At 69.2% G+C, this 19,570-nt stretch carries 19 protein-coding genes; 14 read left to right on the plus strand and 5 right to left on the minus strand.

Annotated features, from left to right (window positions below; translation table 11 throughout):
• Nucleotides 1-68 precede the first annotated feature (68 nt).
• Nucleotides 69-818, minus strand: a complete 750-nt coding sequence (locus tag CAL24_RS11590) for a M48 family metalloprotease (RefSeq protein WP_028356066.1) — start codon at nucleotides 816-818, stop codon at nucleotides 69-71.
• A gap of 290 nt (nucleotides 819-1,108) precedes the next feature.
• On the opposite strand from CAL24_RS11590, the gene CAL24_RS11595 reads away from it, so the two are divergent.
• Nucleotides 1,109-1,987 (plus strand): MBL fold metallo-hydrolase, encoded by an 879-nt coding sequence (locus CAL24_RS11595; protein ID WP_094806785.1) that lies wholly within the window; start codon nucleotides 1,109-1,111, stop codon nucleotides 1,985-1,987.
• A gap of 20 nt (nucleotides 1,988-2,007) precedes the next feature.
• On the opposite strand, the gene CAL24_RS11600 is transcribed toward CAL24_RS11595, so the two are convergent.
• Nucleotides 2,008-2,841, minus strand: coding sequence for an IclR family transcriptional regulator (locus tag CAL24_RS11600; RefSeq protein WP_249278532.1), 834 nt, complete (start codon nucleotides 2,839-2,841; stop codon nucleotides 2,008-2,010).
• Nucleotides 2,838-3,467: a flavin reductase family protein gene (locus tag CAL24_RS11605; RefSeq protein ID WP_094806786.1), complete on the minus strand. Its 630-nt coding sequence runs from the start codon at nucleotides 3,465-3,467 to the stop codon at nucleotides 2,838-2,840. Before CAL24_RS11605 ends, CAL24_RS11600 begins: the two co-directional genes overlap by 4 nt.
• 355 nt (nucleotides 3,468-3,822) lie before the next feature.
• Between CAL24_RS11605 and CAL24_RS11610 the strand changes: the two genes are divergently transcribed.
• From CAL24_RS11610 to CAL24_RS11635, 6 genes are read left to right on the plus strand one after another with little or no spacing between them, the layout of a single operon-like run.
• A complete protein-coding gene (locus CAL24_RS11610; RefSeq protein ID WP_094806787.1) occupies nucleotides 3,823-4,794 on the plus strand; it encodes a Bug family tripartite tricarboxylate transporter substrate binding protein in 972 nt (323 codons plus the stop codon).
• Between the two features lie 14 nt (nucleotides 4,795-4,808).
• A complete protein-coding gene (locus CAL24_RS11615) occupies nucleotides 4,809-5,219 on the plus strand; it encodes a RidA family protein (protein WP_028356061.1) in 411 nt (136 codons plus the stop codon).
• On the plus strand, nucleotides 5,216-6,088 hold the full coding sequence (locus tag CAL24_RS11620) for an amidohydrolase family protein (RefSeq protein WP_094806788.1): 873 nt from the start codon (nucleotides 5,216-5,218) through the stop codon (nucleotides 6,086-6,088). Before CAL24_RS11615 ends, CAL24_RS11620 begins: the two co-directional genes overlap by 4 nt.
• Nucleotides 6,085-6,942: a fumarylacetoacetate hydrolase family protein gene (locus CAL24_RS11625; RefSeq protein WP_094806789.1), complete on the plus strand. Its 858-nt coding sequence runs from the start codon at nucleotides 6,085-6,087 to the stop codon at nucleotides 6,940-6,942. The genes CAL24_RS11620 and CAL24_RS11625 overlap by 4 nt, the downstream gene beginning before the upstream one ends.
• 18 nt (nucleotides 6,943-6,960) lie before the next feature.
• Complete coding sequence (gene hpaH, locus CAL24_RS11630) at nucleotides 6,961-7,770, plus strand: 2-oxo-hept-4-ene-1,7-dioate hydratase (RefSeq protein WP_094806790.1); 810 nt, start codon at nucleotides 6,961-6,963, stop codon at nucleotides 7,768-7,770.
• 11 nt (nucleotides 7,771-7,781) lie between these two features.
• Complete coding sequence (locus CAL24_RS11635; protein ID WP_094806791.1) at nucleotides 7,782-8,543, plus strand: aldolase/citrate lyase family protein; 762 nt, start codon at nucleotides 7,782-7,784, stop codon at nucleotides 8,541-8,543.
• 136 nt (nucleotides 8,544-8,679) lie between these two features.
• On the opposite strand, the gene CAL24_RS11640 is transcribed toward CAL24_RS11635, so the two are convergent.
• On the minus strand, nucleotides 8,680-9,654 hold the full coding sequence (locus CAL24_RS11640) for a Bug family tripartite tricarboxylate transporter substrate binding protein (RefSeq protein ID WP_094806792.1): 975 nt from the start codon (nucleotides 9,652-9,654) through the stop codon (nucleotides 8,680-8,682).
• A 126-nt stretch (nucleotides 9,655-9,780) separates the two neighbouring features.
• Between CAL24_RS11640 and CAL24_RS11645 the strand changes: the two genes are divergently transcribed.
• From CAL24_RS11645 to CAL24_RS11670, 6 genes are all read left to right on the plus strand, one after another.
• Nucleotides 9,781-10,725 (plus strand): LysR family transcriptional regulator, encoded by a 945-nt coding sequence (locus tag CAL24_RS11645; RefSeq protein WP_094807255.1) that lies wholly within the window; start codon nucleotides 9,781-9,783, stop codon nucleotides 10,723-10,725.
• A gap of 127 nt (nucleotides 10,726-10,852) precedes the next feature.
• A complete protein-coding gene (locus CAL24_RS11650) occupies nucleotides 10,853-12,925 on the plus strand; it encodes a hydantoinase/oxoprolinase family protein (RefSeq protein ID WP_028356054.1) in 2,073 nt (690 codons plus the stop codon).
• A gap of 11 nt (nucleotides 12,926-12,936) precedes the next feature.
• On the plus strand, nucleotides 12,937-14,673 hold the full coding sequence (locus CAL24_RS11655; RefSeq protein ID WP_094806793.1) for a hydantoinase B/oxoprolinase family protein: 1,737 nt from the start codon (nucleotides 12,937-12,939) through the stop codon (nucleotides 14,671-14,673).
• Nucleotides 14,670-15,011 (plus strand): (2Fe-2S)-binding protein, encoded by a 342-nt coding sequence (locus tag CAL24_RS11660; protein ID WP_094806794.1) that lies wholly within the window; start codon nucleotides 14,670-14,672, stop codon nucleotides 15,009-15,011. The genes CAL24_RS11655 and CAL24_RS11660 overlap by 4 nt, the downstream gene beginning before the upstream one ends.
• Complete coding sequence (locus CAL24_RS11665) at nucleotides 15,002-16,399, plus strand: NAD(P)/FAD-dependent oxidoreductase (RefSeq protein ID WP_249278533.1); 1,398 nt, start codon at nucleotides 15,002-15,004, stop codon at nucleotides 16,397-16,399. Before CAL24_RS11660 ends, CAL24_RS11665 begins: the two co-directional genes overlap by 10 nt.
• A complete protein-coding gene (locus tag CAL24_RS11670; protein ID WP_094806795.1) occupies nucleotides 16,396-17,520 on the plus strand; it encodes an NAD(P)/FAD-dependent oxidoreductase in 1,125 nt (374 codons plus the stop codon). The genes CAL24_RS11665 and CAL24_RS11670 overlap by 4 nt, the downstream gene beginning before the upstream one ends.
• A gap of 54 nt (nucleotides 17,521-17,574) precedes the next feature.
• On the opposite strand, the gene CAL24_RS11675 is transcribed toward CAL24_RS11670, so the two are convergent.
• The gene (locus CAL24_RS11675) at nucleotides 17,575-18,414 is read right to left on the minus strand and encodes an IclR family transcriptional regulator (protein ID WP_051439561.1); all 840 of its coding nucleotides are present in this window, start codon (nucleotides 18,412-18,414) and stop codon (nucleotides 17,575-17,577) included.
• 129 nt (nucleotides 18,415-18,543) lie between these two features.
• On the opposite strand from CAL24_RS11675, the gene CAL24_RS11680 reads away from it, so the two are divergent.
• Nucleotides 18,544-19,521, plus strand: coding sequence for a Bug family tripartite tricarboxylate transporter substrate binding protein (locus CAL24_RS11680; protein WP_094806796.1), 978 nt, complete (start codon nucleotides 18,544-18,546; stop codon nucleotides 19,519-19,521).
• The last annotated feature ends 49 nt before the right edge of the window (nucleotides 19,522-19,570 follow it).

Here is a 19,570-nt window from a genome sequence, read left to right on the forward strand (position 1 = left end):
GGCGTGCGCCATGGCCGGGCCGGACTACGCGGCGCCCGCTTCTTTCCGGCGGGCGCCGCGCGGCCGGCTTACTTGCCGGCGTCCAGGCGCTGCTGCATGCGCGCGGCGCGATCCGGCGAGGAGGGGTGCGAGCTGAACATGCTGCTCTGGCCGCCGTCCAGTTCGGCCAGCTTCTGGAACGCCGTCACCAGGCCCTTGCGGTTCATCTTCTTCTGCGTCAGCAGGTCGAACGAGTAATCGTCGGCCGCGGTTTCCTGCGATTGCGAGAACTGCGCATTGATGAACTTCTCGGTCAGGTCGCCCAGTTGCGAGGCGCTCAGCGAGGCGACGACGCTGTTGCCGGCCGCGCCGGCGGCCTGGCGGGCGGCGCTCACGGCATAAGCGGTCTGCATGGCCTTCTTGGTGTGGCCCAGCGCCACGTGGCCCATTTCGTGGCCGATCACGCCGCGCAGCTCGTCGTCATTCATCAGGTCCATCAGGCCGCTGTAGACGCGCACGCAGCCGTTGCCCATGGCCCAGGCATTGACGTCTTCGGTCAGGTAGACCTTGTAGTTGACCTTCTGGCCGTTCAGCGTCATGTTGCCGAAGCCGCGCATCAGCTTGGTCAGGCGCTTGCTGTACTTGTTGCCGGCCGGGGCGATCTTCGATTCCTGGTCGCTCTGCTTGCAGGCGGCGTCCGACAATTGGACGATATCGGCATCCGAGAGGTTGGCCGCCTTGGCCATGTCGGCGCCGGCCGACAGCAGGCCATTGGCGTCCATCCCGCCCATGTTGCTGCAGCCGGCCAGGAACAGGCTGGCGGTCAGCGCGGTGCACATGAATTTCATCTTGTTGTTCATTGAATTCCTCTTTCGCTACACGTCGTGTTTGAGACGGGTCCATTCCCGTGCGCCGGCCCCGCCGTGCTGGTTGGGCAGGCGGGCAGAACTGTAAAGACAAGTGACAGGAATTAGGTGTTATTGCTTGTCGAACTGAAATCAAATGTTATGCGCGCGTGCGAACGGGGCGCGATCGACGACGCGCCGGGCCGCCGGGACGCGAGGGTGGGGCACGGCGATTGCGACCGCCGGGCCGAAGGCCGCGCGGCCGGCAACCGGGAGCCTTGCCGATGAGAATGATCCACCTGAACTGCATATCCACTTGCCCGGCAGGCGGGCGGCTGATGGACGGCCGGTCCTCGTGGCTGGCGGCGCGCGGCAGGCTGTGTTGCCATTGTGTGCTGGTCGAACTGGACGACGGCTCGCTGGCGCTGATCGACACCGGGCTGGGGCTGCGGGACGTGCGCCATCCGCGCTCGCGGCTGAGCGCCTTCTTTCTGGCGCTGGTCAAGCCAGAATGGCGCGAGGCCATGACCGCGGTGCGGCAGATCGAGGCGCTGGGTCATGCGGCGCGGGATGTGCGCCACATCGTGCTGACGCACCTGGACTTCGACCACGCCGGCGGGCTCGACGATTTTCCTCAGGCCACCGTGCATCTGTTGCAGGCCGAGCAGGACGTGGCGCTGCGGCAGGGCAGCTGGATGGACCGCCAGCGCTTTCGCCCGCAGCAATGGTCGTCGCGCGGGCGATGGCGCGGCTACGCGCCGTCACAGGGCGAGGCCTGGTATGGATTCGAGCGAGTCCGCGCGCTGGACGGCCTGCCGCCGGAGATCGCCCTGGTTCCCCTGCCTGGCCATACGCTGGGCCATGCCGGTGTGGCCGTGCAAGGCGCCGACGGTTGGCTGTTGCTGGCCGGCGACGCGTACTTCCATGCGCGGGAAATGGACCTGGAGCGGCCGGGATGCCCGCCCGGTTTGCGGTTCTACCAATGGATGCTGGAGCACGACCGCGCCGCGCGCCTGGCCAACCAGCAGCGCCTGCGTCAATTGCGGCGCGACCATGGCAAGGAGGTCCGCCTGTGCTGCGGCCATGACACCGCCGAATTCGAGCAACTGGCCCGCCGCGGTTTCGGGGTCCCTGTCGAGCCGGGCGTGCCGCGGCATGCCTAGGCGGCGATCGGCTTGCGGATTCAGGACGGCCGCCGCGCGCGCACCTCGGCGTGGCGGCGCGCGATCGCTTGCGCGGTGACCCGCATCCGCTCCACCACCCGGGCGAAGTTCTCCTGCGCCAGCCTTTCTGCCATGGCGGTGACGGTGACGGCACCCAGGGCCGACCCGGCGCCGTCGTCGGGGTCGGGGATGGGAATCGCCACGGCGCTGGTGCCCGGCATCAAACCGGCGGGCGCATGCGCGATGCCGCTCGCGCGCGCCTTGTCGACCCGTTGCAGGATGTCGGCCGGGCTCTCGCCCAGCACGGCAAGGCGCGCTGCATTCGCCGCGACGATGGCGGCGCTTTCTTCCCCGGGCAGGCAGGCAAGCAGCGCCACGCCGGACACGCCCACGCCCAGCGGCCGCCGCACGCCGACTTCGATCGACAGGACCTGGATCGGATGATGGCCGGTGCGCCGGCCTATGCATATGGAGTCGTGCCCGTGGCGTATGCTGAGGAACACGGTGTCGCCCACCTGGTCCGCAAGCTCGGCGAGGTAGGGGTCCGCCAAGGTCAGCAAAGGAAAGCGCCGCGTGCGGGCCAGCCCCAAGAGGCTGATTTCCGGGCCGATGAGATAGCGCCGCGTGGCGGGATCCTGCTCGATGGCGCCTTCCTGCAGCAGCGTCTTCAACAGCCGATGCACGGTGGGGCGGTTCAGCCCGGACATGCGCACCAGGTCGATCAGGCGCACGCCGCGTTCCTGCCCACAGGCCACCAGGCGCAGGATGGCGACTGCGCGCCGCACCGTTTGCGCGCCGGCGGGCGTTTCGTCGGTCATTGCCGCGAACGGCGGGCCTTCGTCGTCGGTGGTCATTGGCCGTCCGTCATGATGGACTTCGGCGTCTGCCGTATGGCCCGCTTGGTGACGATCGGGCCCAGGGACGCATAGTTGGGGCCGCCGATGCGGCACACCGGCCGCAATTGTTCCGTATCGATCTTGCCGTCGCGCGCCAGGCCGTCGCGGATGTGGAATACCAGCACTTCGCCGACGAAGAATTCCGCGCCTGTCTCCCCGTAGGGCGTGACACTGTGGAAACGGCATTCCAGGCTGATGGGCGCGGCGGCCAGCCGGGGCGTCGCGACGGCGTCTCCCGCAATGACTTCCAGTCCCAGCAGCTCGGCCTCGCTGGTCTCGGGCGGATGCTCCTCCGCGCTGGCGTGCATGGCATCCAGCAGGCTCTCGTCGCCGATGTTCACCACGAAATGCCCGTGATCCAGGATGTTGCGCGCCGTGTCCTTGCGTAGTCCGGCCTTGCGCCCGATGTTCACCCCGACCATGGGCGGCGTGTTCGAGACGAAGGTATAGCAGCTGAAGGGCGCCAGGTTCACCTTGCCGCCGGGTCCCAGGCTGCTGATCCAGGCAATCGGACGGGGCACGACGATGCCGCTCATGAGCTTGTAGGTCTGTTCGGGCGTAAGTGCGGGCGCGGCGATACGCATGGCGGAATCTGTCTCTCTCTAATCGGCATGCCTGGACGCGCGGTTCTTCGCGTCCAGCTATTGAACTATAAGGCGGGACAAGAGGAGGGCGTTTCCTCCCAGCCCGCCGGGTCGCCGCCGTGCGACGGCCGTCCACGGAAGGCGCGCCCGGCCTGCACAACCACGCACGCCAGGCCCTTGTTCCGGTTTTGCATTTTCAGCCTTCTTGCATGCCGCCGCATCGGGGGCCAGGCGGCCATTCTCCGGTTAAGTCCGTTATTTGGACTTTTTTCGCAAACTGGCGTTGTCGCAGCCGACGCAAATTCCTAGAGTCTGTCCTCACCAGATCGCCAACCCGACATCGGAGACAACCATCATGACCCGCCGCTTCCTGGCCGGGGCCTGCGCCGCCATGGCGCTGGCCAGCCTGGCTTCCATCGCTCATGCCGCCTGGCCGGACAAGCCGGTGCGCATCGTCGTGCCATATCCGCCCGGCGGCAATGTGGACGTTGCCGCCCGCTTGATCACGCCGGGCCTGCAGGCCGCCCTGGGCCAGCCTTTCATCGTTGAAAACAAGCCGGGCGCCGGCGGCATGATCGCCGGCGAATACGTCGCGCGCGCCGAGCCGGACGGCTACACCCTGTTCATGGCGGCCAACGGCCCCTTGCTCTTCAGCCCGCTGATTTTCAAGCGCGACGCCTACAAGTGGGACCGCGACTTCGCGCCCATCAGCGCCATCTCATATACGCCCCTGGTCCTGGAGGTGAAGCCGTCGCTGCCCGTGAAAACGGTAGGTGAACTGATCGAGCTGGCCAAGCGCGAGCCCGGCACGCTGACCATGGCGTCGCCCGGCGCGGGCACCACCAATCACCTGGTCAGCGAACTGCTGCAGCGCGTCACCGGCGCACGCTGGACGACTGTCCAATACAAGGGCAACGCACCGGCCAATACCGACCTGCTGGGCGGGCACGTCGATTTCCAGTTCGACCAGATCTCCGTCGCGTCGCCGTTCATCAAGGAAGGCCGGCTGCGCGCCCTGGCGGTGACCACCGCCAAGCGCGTGCCGATGCTGCCCGACGTTCCCACTTTCGCCGAGGCGGGCATCAAGGACATGGAGGCGTCGACATTCACCGGCCTGTTGGCGCCCAAGGGGACGCCGCCTGCGATCCTGGCGAAATTGAGCCAGGCATTGGCCGGCATCCTGAAGCAGCCGGACATCATCACGCGCTTCAACGAGCTGGGCGCCGAGGCGCGGGGCAGCTCGCCCGAGGAATTCACGCGCTACCTCGCCGCCGGGGACGCCCGCTGGACGCCCATCATCGAACAGGCCCATATCACCGCCAAGTGACGCCAGGAAACTCCATGACCAGACGCAGTATCTACGCCGCAGGCTTCAGCCACAAGAATCCCATACCCGCCGCCTGCCGCATCGGCAGCCTGCTTTATTCGGGCAGCATCCAGGGCACGGACCCCGCCACGGGCGCCTACGGCGAGACGCTGGCGCGCCAGTGCGAACTGATGTTCGATCATGTGCGGCGCATTGTCGAAGCGGGCGGGGGATCGCTCGCCGACATCATCAAGATGACGGTCTGGATGCGCGACCGCGACCAGCGCGCCGCCCTGAACGCCGCCTGGCTGCAAGCCTTCCCGGATGCGCAGAACCGTCCTGCGCGCCACACCATGAAGGCGGACCTGGATGGCGGCAAGCTCGTCGAATGCGACTTCATCGCGGTCATCGCGCAGCAAGAGGCGGCAGGGGAGGCAAGGGGATGACCCAGTACCAGTCTTTCCAGCCCCATCCCACCGCTCCCCGCACCCGGCTGCCCGCCGGATCGTGCGACAGCCAGTTCCACGTATTCGGGCCGGCCGAACGCTATCCGGTGCGCCCGGGCGCCGCCTATGAAATGCCCGGCGCCACCATCGAAGTCGCCTTGAAACTGCACCGGCTGCTGGGCATCGAGCGCGGGGTGATCGTGCAGGCGACCACCTACGGCGCCGACCACCAGGTCGTCCTGGATGGCCTGGCCGCCGCGGGCCCCGGCTATCGCGGCTGCGCCAACGCGGCCGTGCTGGCCGAACGCGACGATGCCTATATCGCCAGGCTGCACGACGCCGGCGTGCGCGGCGCGCGCTATACCCGGCAGGGCCTGGGCATCAGCATGGAGCCCGCCGCCTACCGGCGCTCCATCGCGAGGCTGCGCGAACTGGGCTGGTACGCCAAGTTCCAGCCCGAACCCGACGGCATCATGGCGCAGGTGCCGCAGTTCGAGGACCTGGACATTCCCGTGGTCATCGACCACATGGGGCGCGCCAACCCCGCGGCGGGGGAGAGCGATCCCAGCCGCCGCAAGCTGCTGGAGCTGCTCGAGCGCGGCAACTTCTGGGTGATGTTGTCGCTCTCGGAAAAACTGTCCCGCACCGGCGAACCCTGGGACGACGTCGTGCCGCTCGCGCAGGCGTTGATCCAGGCGAACCCGGACCGCGTGATCTGGGGCAGCGACTGGCCGCATCCCGTCTCGGTCAAGGCCACGCCCGATGAGGGCCGCCTGGTGGACCTGCTGGCCCGCTACGCCGGCGACGCGGCGACGCTCAAGAAAATCATGGTCGACAACCCGGCCCGCCTGTTTGGATACGACAAATGAAACTGCTTTCCTTCGAATACCAGGGCCGCGAACGCTTCGGACTGCTGCGCGGCGATGACGAGATCGTCGATCTGAGCGGCCTGGGCTGCGCCAGCCTGCGCGCGGCGCTGGCGACCGGCGCGCTGCCGGAACTGCGGCAGCGCGCGGCGGGAGGAGGGCAGGTGTTGCGCCTGGCCGACGTCCGCCTGCTGCCGCCGATCCCGGCGCCGGAAAAAATCATCTGCGTCGGCGTGAACTACGGCAATCGCAACGAGGAATACAAGGATGGCAGCGCGCCGCCCGCCTATCCCAGCGTCTTCCCGCGCTTCCCGGGGTCGTTCGTGGGCCACGGCCGGCCCTTGATACGCCCGCGCGTGTCGCGGCAGCTGGACTATGAAGGCGAAATCGCCCTCATCATCGGCAAACGCGGCCGGCATATCCCGGCCGCGCAAGCCTGGGATCATGTCGCCGGCCTGACGTGCGCCAACGAAGGCACGGTTCGCGACTGGGTGCGGCACGGGAAATTCAACGTGACGCAAGGCAAGAACTTCGACGGCAGCGGCGCCATGGGCCCCTGGATGGTGACGGCGGACGAGTTTGATCCCGCCGCGCCCCTGACCGTGACCACCCGCGTCAACGGCGAACAGCGGCAACACGACACCACCGCCAACCTCATGTTCCCCTTCGCCGAACTGATCCGCTACATCTCCACCTGGACCACCCTGGAGCCGGGCGACGTCATCTCCACCGGCACGCCGGTGGGAGCGGGCGTGCGCTTCGACCCGCCGCGCTATCTGGCGCCGGGCGACCTGGTCGAAGTGGAGGTGCCGGGCATCGGCACGCTGGCCAACACGGTGGCGGACGAGCCCGCCTGACAATCCGTCCTCTCATGAATCGCTGAACAACCCAAGGATTCCCCATGCTCAACGAAACAGGACCGCGCCCGCGCCGCCGAATTGCTCCTGGAGGCCGAGCGCACCGGCGTGCCGGCCAGGCAATTGGCCCAGACCTTCCCGGCAATGGAGATCGCCGATTCCTACGATATCCAGAAACGCATCATCGACCGGAAGATCGCCGAGGGCGCGCGGCTGCGCGGCCACAAGATCGGCCTGACATCCAAGGCCATGCAGAGCACCGTGGGCATCGACGAGCCCGACTACGGCCATCTGCTCGACACGATGTTCTTCCAGGATGGGCAGACCATTGCCACGCAAAAGCTGATCGTGCCGCGCGTGGAGGTCGAACTGGCCTTCGTGCTCGGCAAGCCCTTGCGCGGCCCGGATGTTTCGCTGTTCGACGTCCTCGATGCCACCGATTACGTGGTGCCCGCGCTGGAAATCATCGACGGCCGCAGCCAGTATCCGCGCACCATCGTCGACAACATCGCCGACAACGCGGCGTGCGCCGGCATCGTCCTGGGCGGCAGGCCGGTGCGGCCGATGGACATCGACCTGCGCTGGGTCGGCGCCATCCTGCTGAAGAACGGCGTCATCGAGGAATCCGGCGTGTCCGCGGCGGTGCTGGGGCATCCCGCGCTCGGCATCGCCTGGCTGGCCAACAAGCTGGCGCAGCACGATGCCGGGCTGGAGGCCGGGCACATCGTCCTGGCCGGCTCGTTCACCCGCACCGTCGCGGTCGGCCCCGGCGACACGCTGCACGCGGATTACGGCAAGCTGGGCGGCATCTCCGTCCATTTCTCCTGAGGAGCGCGGGCGTGGATCTTCCCATCAATGGATTCAAGCGCGCGCTGCGCGAGCAGCGCCACCAGACCGGCCTGTGGGTGACGCTGGGGCAGGCCAACAGTGCGGAACTGGTGGCGGCCAGCGGCTTCGACTGGTTGCTGCTGGATACCGAGCACACCCCGGCGACGCTGCCCACGGTCATGGCGCAGTTGCAGGCGGTGGCCGCGTATCCCTCTCATCCGGTCGTGCGGCCGTCCTGGAACGACAAGGTGCAGATCAAGCAGTACCTGGACATCGGCGCGCAGACGCTGTTGCTGCCCTATGTGCAGAACGCGGCCGAGGCCCGTGGGGCTGTCGCGGGCATGCGCTACGCGCCCCATGGCATGAGAGGCGTCGGCGGCACCGTGCGCGCCACCCGCTATGGCCGCGTGGCCGACTACATGCGGCGCTGCGAGGAGGAGCTGTGCCTGCTGGTCCAGGTAGAGACGGGCGAGGCGCTGGAAAACCTCGACGCGATCCTCGCCGTCGATGGCGTCGACGGGGTCTTCATCGGGCCGGCCGATCTTTCCGCCAGCCTGGGCCATCCCGGCGAGCCGGGGCATCCCAGGATAGTGGGCGAGGTGGAGCAAGCCATTGCGCGCGTGCGCGCCGCCGGCAAGGCGCCGGGCGTGCTGACCACCGATGAAGCCCTGGCACGGCGCTACATGGCCGCCGGCAGTCTCTATACCGCGGTCGGCGTGGACGCCGCGATCCTGGCGCGCCATTGCGACCAGTTGGCGCAACGTTTCCGCTGAAATGCGCCGCCGAGGCCCGGCACTGGCAGGCGGCGGGATGAGGGCGAGGGGCCGGGTCGGCTCCTCGAATCCATTACTTTACATAATATACATTATGCGTATATTAGATGGCCAAGCCGCCAGGCCTGGCCCCGCCTTACATCGACTTCAAATCGATTTCCTTGGCGATCTTGCCGAAGGTCTGCAGGTCCGCCTTTACCCGCGCCGTGGTTTCCGCCGGCGTCGAGGCTTTCGGGATCATGCCCAGGTCCTGCAGGCGCCGCTGCATCTCCGGCTTGGCGAACGCCCGCGCGATGGTTTGCTGCACTTTTTCGACCACCGCGTCGGGCGTGCCGTGCGGCGCGGCCAGGCCGAACCAGGCCACGGCCGAAAAGCCCGGCAGCCCCGCCTCCGGCGCGGTCGGCACGTCCGGCAAGGCGGCCACGCGCCGCGGATTGGTGACGAACAGCGCCCGCACCTTGCCGGCCTGGATGAACGGCGTCTGCACCCCGGTGTTGTCGAGGACCGCGTTGATATGCCCGCCCAGCAGATCCGTCATGGCCGGGCTGCTGCCCTTGTACGGCACCACGTTGACCTCGATGCCGGCGGCGCGCGCGAACATCAGCTGGGTCAGGTGCTGCTGCGTTCCCATGCCGGCATTGCCGAACGTGATGGAGCCGGGATGCTGGCGGCCGTAATCGATGAATTCCCGCAGGTTCTTGGCCGGGAACTGGTTGTTGGTCACCACGACGAACGGCAGATCCACCAGCACCGTGACCTGCTTGAAGTCCTCCAGCGGCTTGTAGCGCAGCTTGTAGACGTACGGATTGACGGCCATCGTGCCGCTGGCCGTCAGCACCAGCGTATAGCCGTCCGGTTCGGCGCGCGCCACGTGTTCGGTGCCCAGCACCCCGCCGGCGCCCGGCCGGGCTTCCACGATGGCCGGCTGGCCCAGTTCGCTTTGCAAGGCGTCGGCCGCATAGCGCGCCAGCATATCGGCGGTGCCGCCGGTCGCATAAGGCAGGATGATGGTGATCGGCTTGCTGGGATAGCTGTCGGCGGCCACCGCCGCCGAGGCGCTCATGACCGTCGCTACACACGCGGCGGCCAGTAACTTCAGGTTCTTTGCCATCGATGGATTCCCCGGGTATTTGTCACACTGCGCTAAAACCCGGACAAGATTAAGTGCTGGCGCGTTATATGACCAATCAACATTTATAATGGAATATCATCATTCCAGCTGATAATGGACGGCCTCATGCTAGGCGCCATCGACCTGAACCTGCTGCGCATCTTCGATGCCGTCATGACCGAACGCAACGTCACGCGGGCGGCGGCCGCGCTGCACATGACGCAGCCCGCGGTCAGCAACGCCATCAACCGCCTGCGGCTGACCTTGCAAGATCCCCTGTTCATCAAGGTGCAAGGCGGCGTGCTGCCGACCCAGCGCGCCGAGTTGCTGTGGCCGCCGATCCGCGATGCGCTGACCCGCATTGCCGATACCCTGGAACGCAGCGACTTCGACCCGGCCCGCTCCGAGGCGGTGTTCCGGCTGGCGATGTCGGACTACGTCGCCGACCAGGTGATCCGGCCGCTTTTCGTCGAACAGCAGACGGTGGCGCCGAATATCCGCATTCACCTGCACCCCTACTCGCTCGACAATGCCTCGGTGCTGCTGGAAAAAGGCGAGGTCGACATGGCGGCCGGCGTGTATTCGAATTTCGGCTCGTCGCTGCGCACCTTGCCGCTGGAAACCCTCACCTATGTGTGCGCCATGCGCAAGGGCCATCCCCTGCTGGCGCAGCCGCGCTTCACGCTGGACGACTTCCTGCGCGCCCGGCACTTGATGGTCAGCCTGCTGGGCACCCCTGCCCTGATCGACCACGAACTGGCCGCGCACGGCTACAAGCGCAACGTGGTGCTGACCATCAACCAATTCGCCCTGGCCCCGCGCCTGCTGGCCGAGACCGACCTCATCTGCGTGGTCCCGGTCAACACGGTGCGCAACAGCCCGCACAGCCACCAGCTCGAGGCGGTCGAGGCGCCCTTCCCCTTCGCGCCGCGCACGGTCAACCTGGTCTGGCACGAGCGCTCGGACAATGTGCCGGCGCACCGCTGGCTGCGCGAGGAAATCCTGAAAGTCTGCAAGGCCCAGGGCATGGTGTTCGACCAGGCGCAGCCGGCCGAATCGCATGGCTACTGAGCCTTCATCATTCGTTTTAATGATAATCACTAATGCAAAACTTTGATTGGATCGAATAATCGACGGCCGATAAGATTTCCGGGTCCTACATCCGGCGCCCCGCGCGCCCGTCTCCCGGAGATCCCGCGTGACCCAGACCGCACCAGCCCCCGCCCGGCGTTTTCGCGTCGGCTTTGACGTGGGCGGCACGTTCACTGATTTCACATTGCTGGCCGAACACACCGGCGCGCTGCATTACTTCAAAGTCCCTTCCACCCCGCACGATCCCGCCGAGGCGATCCAGGCCGGCCTGTCGCACTTGATGCGCGAACACGGCATCGCCGGGCCCGAGCTGGCGCACGTGGGCCACGGCACGACGGTGGCGACCAACATGGTGATCGAGCGGCGCGGCTCGCGGTGCGCGCTGGTGACCACGCGCGGCTTTCGCGACGTGCTGGAAATCGGCCGGCAAACGCGCCCGCACCTGTATGACTACAACGTCACCAAGCCGGCGCCGCTGGCGCCGCGCGCCTGGCGCTTCGAGATATCCGAGCGCATCGCGGCCGACGGTTCGGTGCTGGCGCCGCTCGACGAGGACGAGGTCGTCGCCGTGGCGCGCCAACTGGCGGCGGCGCAGGTGGAATCGGTGGCCATCTGCTTCATGCACAGCTACCGCAATGATGCCCACGAGCGGCGGGCGCGCGACATCCTGGCCGAATACCTGCCCGGCGCGTACTTGAGCGTGTCCAGCGAGATTCTGCCGGAGTTCCGCGAGTACGAGCGCATGTCCACCACGGCGCTCAATGCCTATGTGGGCCCGCGCATGGCCGCCTACATGCGCAACCTGGTCGATTCGGTGCGCGGCATGGGCGTGAGCGCCCCGCCCGCCACCGTGCATTCCAATGGCGGCCTCATGTCGGTGGAATCGGTGCTGACCGCGCCGGTGCGGACCTGCGTGTCGGGGCCGGCGGCCGGTGTCATCGGCGCCGCCGAACTGGGCCGCGCGGCCGGCTTTCCCAATCTGATCACCTTCGACGTGGGCGGCACCAGCACCGATGTCTCGCTGGTCGCCGACTTGCAGCCGCTGTTCACCTCCAGCCGGCTGGTCGCGGATTATCCGGTCAAGACGCAGATGGTCGACGTGCACGTGATCGGCGCCGGCGGCGGCAGCATCGCCCGCATCGACGACGCCGGCGCGCTGAAGGTCGGGCCGCAAAGCGCCGGCGCCGTGCCGGGCCCCATCGCCTACAACCGCGGCGGCACGGTGGCGACCCTGACCGACGCGCACGTCGTGCTGGGCCGCCTCAACCCGGTCGCCTTGCTGGAAGGCCGCATGGCGGTCCACGCCGAGCAGGCCCGCGCGGCGTTGCAGGCGCAGATCGCCGGGCCGCTGGGCCTGAGCGTCGAAGAAGCCGCCTACGGCATCCTGCGCATCGCCAATTCCAACATGGCCCGCGCGGTCCGGGCCGTATCCACGGAGCGCGGCCACGACGTGCGCAAGTTCGCGCTGTGCGCCTTCGGCGGCGCCGGCGGCCTGCACGCGGCCGAACTGGCGCGCGATTGCGGCATCGGCAAGGTGCTGATCCCGCAGGAGCCCGGCACCATGTGCGCGCGCGGCATCCTGCTGTCCGACATCTCCATGGATTTCGTGCAGACGCTGATGGCGCATGCGCACGCCGACGGCTGGCTGGCGGTGCAGCAGTCGCTCGATACACTGGCGGACAAGGCGGGCGCCTGGCTCGCCGAGGAAGGCGTGCCAGGCGCGGCGCAGCGCCTGTCGGCCGTGATCGACGCGCGCTACCAGGGCCAGAACTTCGAGATCCCGGTGCCCCTGGACGGGATGCGCCTGATGCCGCTGGCGGATTTCATCGCCGCGTTCAGCGCGGCCCATATCCGCGAATACGGCTATGACGCCGCCGAACGCGCGATCGAGATCGTCAATTGCCGGGTGCGCGCGGTCGGCCTGGTGCCGCGCGCGCCGCTGGCCCGCGTGGCGGGCGGCCGGACGCTGGACGAGGCGCTCAAGGAACGGCGTCGCGTCTATTTCGAGGCCGCTGGCTGGCTCGATACCCCCGTCTATCGCCGCGCCCTGCTGCCGCCCGACACGCCTGTCGAAGGTCCGGCCGTGATCGAGGAAATGAGCTCGACCACGGTCGTCCTGCCCGGCCAGCAGGCGCGCGCCGATGAATACGGCAACCTGATCGTCAACCTCCACCCCTGAGACGCCTCGCCATGAGTATCCGATCGACCACCGCCCCCGGCGCGGACCCGTTCGACCCCATCGAGATGGAGGTCTTCAGCAATCGCCTGCTGTCCATCACCGAGGAAATGGGCAATACCCTGATCCGTTCGTCCTTCTCGAGCAACATCAAGGAGCGCAAGGACTGCTCGGTGGCGCTGTTCGACGCGGCCGGACGCCTGGTGGCGCAGGCCGCCCACGTGCCGGTGCACCTGGGCTCCCTGTCGGGCGGCATCGACGCCGTGCTGCGGCGCTACGGGACGGCCGGCATCCGTCCCGGCGACGTGTTCCTGTGCAACGACGCCTATCTGGCCGGCGGCACCCACGCGCCCGATATCACCGTGGTCTCGCCGATTTTCTGCGAGGGCGCGCTGCGCTTCTTCGCGGCCAATATCGGCCACCACACCGACGTGGGCGGCGCGGTGCCGGGCTCGACTTCGCACCACCTGAAAACGGTGTGGGAGGAAGGCATACGCCTGCCCGCCATGCGCATCGTGCGGCAGGGCGAGCTGGACCAGGACCTGCTGGAAATGATCGCCCACAACACGCGCGAGCCCGATAACCGGATGCACGACATCCGCGCGCAGATCGCCACCAACGACAAGGGCGCGCGGCTGGTGCTGGACCTGGTGCAGCAGTCCGGGCTGACGGCCGTGCTGTCGGCCATCGACGGCATCCTGCTGTACACCGAGCGGCGGTTGCGCAACCGTATCGCCCAGCTGCCCGCCGGCACCGTATCGTTCGTCGAGCGCATGGACGACGACGGCATGGGCGGCGATCCGGTCGCCATCCAGGCCAACGTGCACGCCCGCGACGGCCAGCTCTATGTGGATTTCACCGGCACCGGCAAACAGGCGCGCGGCGCGTTCAACCTGCCGGCCAGCGCCCTGAACGCCAGCGTGTACTTCGCGGTAAAAGCCATGCTGGACCCGGAGCTCATGCCCAACAATGGCCTGTTCCAGCCTATCAGCATCAGCGCGCCCGAAAACACCATCACCAACCCCAGCTTCCCGGCCGCCGTGGGCGCGCGGGTGACGACGGCGCAGCGCGTGGCCGGCACGGTGATCGGCGCGCTGGGCCAGTTGCTGCCGCCCGAGCGCGCCATGGCGTCGTGCAACGACGTGATGCCGTCCATGCTGTTCGCCGGCCCGCAGCGCGACGGCAAGGGCACCTTCGTGTACCTCGAGACCCTGGGCGGCGGCGCCGGCGGCCGCGCGCAGGGCGACGGCATGGACGGCATCCAGGTGCATGTGACCAACACCTCCAACCTGCCCGCCGAGGCCCTGGAGATCGAGTATCCCCTGATGGTCGAGGAATATGCCCTGGTCGACGATAGCGGCGGCGCGGGCCGTTACCGCGGCGGCATGGGCATCGCGCGCCAGATCCGCTCGCTGCACGACCAGCTGACCTGCTCGATCCGCTGCGATGCCGCCCTGTTTGGCGCCGCCGGCCTGAACGGCGGGCTGCCGGGCGGCACCTCGCGGGTGGTGCAGAATCCCGGCCGCGCCGACCAACAGCGCCTGCCCAACAAGATTTCCGGCCATGCGCTGCCGGCGGGCCAGTCGGTGCGGCTGGAGACGCCCGGCGGCGGCGGCTACGGCGCGCCGACCGGGCGCGACCTGGCGGCGTTGCGCCGCGACCTGCTGGACGGCAAGGTGAGCCGGGCGGCGGCCGAACGCGACTACGGCAGCGAGCGCGTGGCGCAGGCCCTGGCAAAGGAACCGGCATGACCGGCGCCATCGGCGGCGCTACCGGTACGACGGCGTCCCGGCCGTTGCTGCGTCGTGTTGCCGTCCCGGCCGCGCCCGTCCTGCGCCTGAGCTGGAATGGCCAGCCGCTCGAAGCGCGCCAGGGCGATACCGTGCTGACAGCGCTGCTGCTGGCGGCCGGTCATTTGCGCGTCACGCTGGGCGAAGGCGCGCCGCGCGCCGGATTCTGCCTGATGGGCGCCTGCCAGGACTGCTGGGTGCAGACCGGCACGGGCCGGCGCCTGCGGGCCTGCACCACCCTGGCCGAAGACGGCATGGACCTGGTCAGCGCATTGCCGGGAGATCCGCCATGCCCATGACAGGCACCGCCGGCGGCGGCCGGAACACGCCTGGGATGGTGGTGGTGGGCGCCGGGCCGGCCGGCGTGCGGGCCGCGCATACCCTGCTGGCGCACGGCGTACGCCCGGTGGTCGTGGACGAAGCGCCGCTGCCCGGCGGGCAGATCTACCGCCAGGCGGCCGTGCCGCGCGCCGGCGCGCGCGAGCGCTACGGCTTCGAATGGAAACGCGCGGCGGCCATCCATGCCGCCGGCGCCGAACTGCGCCGATGCGCCGACTACCGCGCCGCCACCACGGTGTGGAACGCCGCGCCGGGCTGCCTGGACCTGGCGGGAGCGGCCGGCATCGAATCCCTGCCCTATGCCCGCCTGTTGCTGGCGACCGGGGCCACCGACCGCGTCCTGCCATTCGCGGGCTGGACCTTGCCCGGCGTGTACTCGCTGGGCGGCGCGCAGATCGCCCTCAAGAGCCAGCATTGCCTGGTGGGACCGCGCATCGTCTTCGCCGGCACGGGCCCCCTGCTCTACCTGGTGGCCTACCAGTACGCGCGCGCCGGCGCGCAGGTGCAAGCCGTGCTCGACTGCGCCTCCCCGGCCGGCCGGGCGCGCGCGCTGCCGGCCTTGCTGAATCAGCCCGCCACGCTGGCCAAGGGCTTGTATTACCTGGGCTGGCTGCGCGCCCGCGGCGTGCCGGTGCATCGCGGCGCGCAGCTCGATGGCGCGCTGGGCTCGGCCCGGGTCGAGGCGGTGCGCGCGCGAATCGGCGGCGCGGCGCGCACCCTGGCGTGCGACGCGCTGGCCGTCGGCCATGGCCTGCGGGCCGAAACCCAGCTCGCCGATCTGCTCGATTGCGCCTTCGATTTCGATGGAGCGCAGCGGGCCTGGCTGCCCCGGCGCGACGCCGATGGCCGCAGTTCGGTCCCGGGGGTTTATCTGGCGGGCGACGGCGCCGGCATCGGCGGCGCCCATCTGGCGGAAATCGCCGGCGAACGGGCCGCGCTCGCCATGCTGGCCGACAGCGGCGTGCCGGTCGATGCGGCGCGACTGCGGCGGCTGGCCCGGCGCCAGGAACGGCTGGCGCGTTTCCGGCGCGGGCTGGACCAGGCGTTCGCGCTGCCGGCCGCGGCCGGCGCCGGCTGCGACGATGCCGTGATGGTATGCCGCTGCGAAGAGGTGCGTGCCGGCGTCCTGCGTTCGGCCGCGCAGCAATACGCGATCGACGACCTGAACCGCCTCAAGGCGCTGACGCGCATCGGCATGGGCTTGTGCCAGGGCCGCATGTGCCAGGCCGGCGCCGCCGAGCTGCTGGCCGATTGCCGCCGCATTCCGGTGGCGCAGGTCGGCCGGCTGCGCGGCCAGGCGCCCGTCAAGCCGCTGGACATGGCCAGCCTGGGCAAGGTGCAGCCATGAGCCTGGTGCATACCGAAGTGGCCATCATCGGGGCCGGGCTGGTGGGCGCCGCCACGGCGCTGGCGCTGCGGCGGGCCGGCATCGCAGCGGTACTGGTCGAGCGCGGCTTGTGCGGGGCGCGCGCCAGCGGCGTGAATTTCGGCGGCGTGCGCCGCCAGGGCCGCTCCGTCGAACAGTTGTACCTCGCGCAGCGGGCCCACGGCATCTGGGCGCGGCTGCCCGAACTCATCGGCACCGACGCGGAATATGTGCGCTCGGGCCACCTGAAGCTGGCGCGTTCCCAGGCCGACCTGGAACGGCTGGCGGCCTACCGCGAGCAGGTGCGCGATTTCGACCTCGACTTGCAGATCATCGAGGGCGCGGCGCTGCGCCGCCGCTTCCCGGCGCTGGGGCCGGACGTCGCGGGGGGCTCGCTGTGCCCCGCGGACGGCCAGGCCAACCCTCGCCTGGTGGCGCCCGCCTATGCGCACGCCGCGCTGCGGCACGGCGCGCGGCTGCTCGAACATTGCGCCATCGTGCAGGCGGACGCGCACGGTGACGACTTCCTGCTGTGCGCCGCGGACGGCCGCCGCATCCGCGCGGCGTGGGTGGTCAACGCCGCCGGCGCCTGGGGCGCCGAGGTGGCCAGCTGGTTTGGCGACGTGCTGCCCTTGCAGATCAAATATCCGACCATGCTGGTCACCGAGCCGCTGACGCCGCAGATCGGCGTATCGCTGGGTGTCGAAGGCGGCGGTTTCTATGCGCGGCAAGTGGCCCGGGGCAACGTGGTGATGGGCGGCGGCTATGGCGCCGCCCTGCCCGGCAACCGCAGCCGGCCGGGCCGCGCGGCGCTGGCCGCGCTGGGCCGCACGGCCCCTGCCATCCTGCCCGCGCTGGCGCACGCCAGCGTGATCCGTTGCTGGTCGGGCATCGAAGGCTATTTCAGCGACAAGAATCCCGTCATCGGCGCCAGCCCGGCTGTCCCGCGCCTGTTGCATGCTTTCGGTTTTTCCGGCGGCGGCTTCCAGATCGCCCCGGCGGTCGGCGAAGTGGTGGCGGAAATGATCATGGGCCGCAACACCTTGATGATGCCCGAGCGCTTCGCGCCGGCCCGGTGGGCGGACGCGGCCGGTGCGTCCTGAGCGGGCCGCGGCGCCAACGGGCGCGGCCCGGATGGCGCGGGACGGCAAGCGGCGTCAGCCGGGCGCCTGCCCCGCCTCATGTCCCAGCATGGCGCTTACCGCATGGGCTTCGGCCCGCACGGCGGCGGCGGCGCGCCCATCGACCGATGCGTCGAAGCCGCCCGTCGCGCCGAGCGCCGTCAGCACGGCGCGGGGCCGGCCGGTGTAGTCGAAGATCGGCGCGGCGACCGCGCTGATGCCCTTCAGATTGGTGTCGCGCACGCAGGCGCAGCCGGCCGCCCGGACTTCGCGGCGCAATGCGCCTATGGGGTCGGCGCGTTCCAGCAAGGCGCGCTGGTCGGCGCTGGCGGCGTCGAGTTCGGCCCGCGCCTGCGCGCTGACCGCCGCCTCGTCCAGGGTGGCCAGGAATGCCCGTCCGGTGGCCGACCACAGCAACGGCAGCACCGAGCCCACCCGCACGTTCACCGTCACGGGCAGCCCCGGCTCTTCGAAACGCACGATGGTCGGCCCCTTGTTGCCCATGACCGCGATGAAGCAAGTGACTTCCAGCGTTTCGCGCAGGCGCACCAGGGCGGGCTCGGCCAGCCGGACCGGCTCGGCCTGCCGCATCGCCGCCACGCCCAGCAGCAAGGCCTGCAGTCCCAGGTAGTACTGCTGCGACCCCGCGTCCTGCTGCACCAGCCCTTCTTCGATCAGGCTTGCCAGGTAGCGGTGCACCTTGGCGGGGCTTTCGGCCACGTGGGCCGCCAGCGCGGTCAGGCTGGCGCGCCCGCCCAGGCGCGCCAGTCCCTTGAGCACCGCCATGCCGGTCTCCGCCGCCTGCACCCGCTGGCGGCGCTGGCGCGCGGGTGGCGGGTCATCGATGCGGGCCGTCTCGGAGTTCTTGCTGGTCATACGCGCGCCTGCCGGGTTCGCTAAGGGAAAGTACGCACAGCTTAGCGGGTTTATTCATTTACGCATAGCGTATATTATTTACGCAAATAACAAACGCGGCAGTGCCGCCCAACGACCTGGAGACAAGCAATGCACTTCCTCAAGCCCCTCATCACCCTGGGCCTGGCCGCCCTGCCCCTGCTGGCGCCGGCCGGCGCCACGGCACAGGACTATCCCGACAAGCCGCTGCGCTGGATCGTGCCGTATGCGGCGGGCGGCGGCTCCGACTTCCTGGCCCGCACCATCGGCCAGGGCTTGTCGGCCCGCATCGGCCAGCCGGTGGTGGTGGACAACAAGCCGGGCGGCAATACCGCGATCGGCGCTTCCGAAACCGCGCGCGCCGCGCCGGACGGCTACACCATGCTGTCGGCCGACAACGGCACGCTGGTGTTCAACCCGGTGCTGTACAAAGAGCTCTCGTACGATGCGGGCAAGGACCTGGCGCCCGTCACGCTGATGGGCCGCTTTCCGATGATCCTGGTCGTCGGCCCCGGCATGCAGGCCGGCAATGTGCAGGAGTTCATCGAGGCCGCCCGCAAGCAGTCGGCCGGGCTGGACTTCGCCTCGGCGGGCGCCGGCAGCCCGCACCACCTTGCGATGGAATTGTTCAAGGTCGAGACCGGCCTGAAGATGGTGCATGTGCCGTACCGCGGCGCGGCCCCGGCGCTGGCCGACGTGGCGGCCGGCCAGGTGCCCGCCATGATGGTCGACCTGGCCGCCGGCGCGGGCTTCATCAAGGCGGGCAAAGTGCGGGCCCTGGCGGTCGCCAACCCGACCCGGCTGCCGCAGCTGCCCGATGTCCCCACCTTCGCCGAGGCCGGCTACAAGAATGTCGAGGCGGCCGCGCTGGTTGGCCTGGTGGTGCCCGCCCGGACGCCGCCGGCGGTGATCGACGCGCTCAACAAGCAGGTCGTCGCCGCCATCGGCGCGCCCGACGTCAACAAGCGCCTGGTCGATTTCGGCATCGAGCCCGTCGGCGATACGCCGGCCGAATTCAGCGCGCTGCTGCAGAACGAGCGGACGCGCTGGCACAAGCTGATCAAGGACCTGGACATCAAGCTGGACTGAGCAATACCGCCCTGCCCGCGCCGCGGCGGCGGCCGGGCAAGGCTTGTTT

The sequence above is a fragment of the Bordetella genomosp. 2 genome (genome assembly GCF_002261345.1).
GTDB lineage: Bacteria > Pseudomonadota > Gammaproteobacteria > Burkholderiales > Burkholderiaceae_B > Bordetella_A.

Bases quoted from the DNA above. Each gene is read 5' to 3' on its own strand.
- CAL24_RS11590 (WP_028356066.1), bottom strand. From the start codon at position 818: ATGTGCACCGCGCTGACCGCCAGCCTGTTCCTGGCCGGCTGCAGCAAC.
- CAL24_RS11595 (WP_094806785.1), top strand. From the start codon at position 1,109: ATGAGAATGATCCACCTGAACTGCATATCCACTTGCCCGGCAGGCGGG.
- CAL24_RS11600 (WP_249278532.1), bottom strand. From the start codon at position 2,841: ATGACCACCGACGACGAAGGCCCGCCGTTCGCGGCAATGACCGACGAA.
- CAL24_RS11605 (WP_094806786.1), bottom strand. From the start codon at position 3,467: ATGCGTATCGCCGCGCCCGCACTTACGCCCGAACAGACCTACAAGCTC.
- CAL24_RS11610 (WP_094806787.1), top strand. From the start codon at position 3,823: ATGACCCGCCGCTTCCTGGCCGGGGCCTGCGCCGCCATGGCGCTGGCC.
- CAL24_RS11615 (WP_028356061.1), top strand. From the start codon at position 4,809: ATGACCAGACGCAGTATCTACGCCGCAGGCTTCAGCCACAAGAATCCC.
- CAL24_RS11620 (WP_094806788.1), top strand. From the start codon at position 5,216: ATGACCCAGTACCAGTCTTTCCAGCCCCATCCCACCGCTCCCCGCACC.
- CAL24_RS11625 (WP_094806789.1), top strand. From the start codon at position 6,085: ATGAAACTGCTTTCCTTCGAATACCAGGGCCGCGAACGCTTCGGACTG.
- CAL24_RS11640 (WP_094806792.1), bottom strand. From the start codon at position 9,654: ATGGCAAAGAACCTGAAGTTACTGGCCGCCGCGTGTGTAGCGACGGTC.
- CAL24_RS11645 (WP_094807255.1), top strand. From the start codon at position 9,781: ATGCTAGGCGCCATCGACCTGAACCTGCTGCGCATCTTCGATGCCGTC.
- CAL24_RS11655 (WP_094806793.1), top strand. From the start codon at position 12,937: ATGAGTATCCGATCGACCACCGCCCCCGGCGCGGACCCGTTCGACCCC.
- CAL24_RS11660 (WP_094806794.1), top strand. From the start codon at position 14,670: ATGACCGGCGCCATCGGCGGCGCTACCGGTACGACGGCGTCCCGGCCG.
- CAL24_RS11665 (WP_249278533.1), top strand. From the start codon at position 15,002: ATGCCCATGACAGGCACCGCCGGCGGCGGCCGGAACACGCCTGGGATG.
- CAL24_RS11670 (WP_094806795.1), top strand. From the start codon at position 16,396: ATGAGCCTGGTGCATACCGAAGTGGCCATCATCGGGGCCGGGCTGGTG.
- CAL24_RS11675 (WP_051439561.1), bottom strand. From the start codon at position 18,414: ATGACCAGCAAGAACTCCGAGACGGCCCGCATCGATGACCCGCCACCC.
- CAL24_RS11680 (WP_094806796.1), top strand. From the start codon at position 18,544: ATGCACTTCCTCAAGCCCCTCATCACCCTGGGCCTGGCCGCCCTGCCC.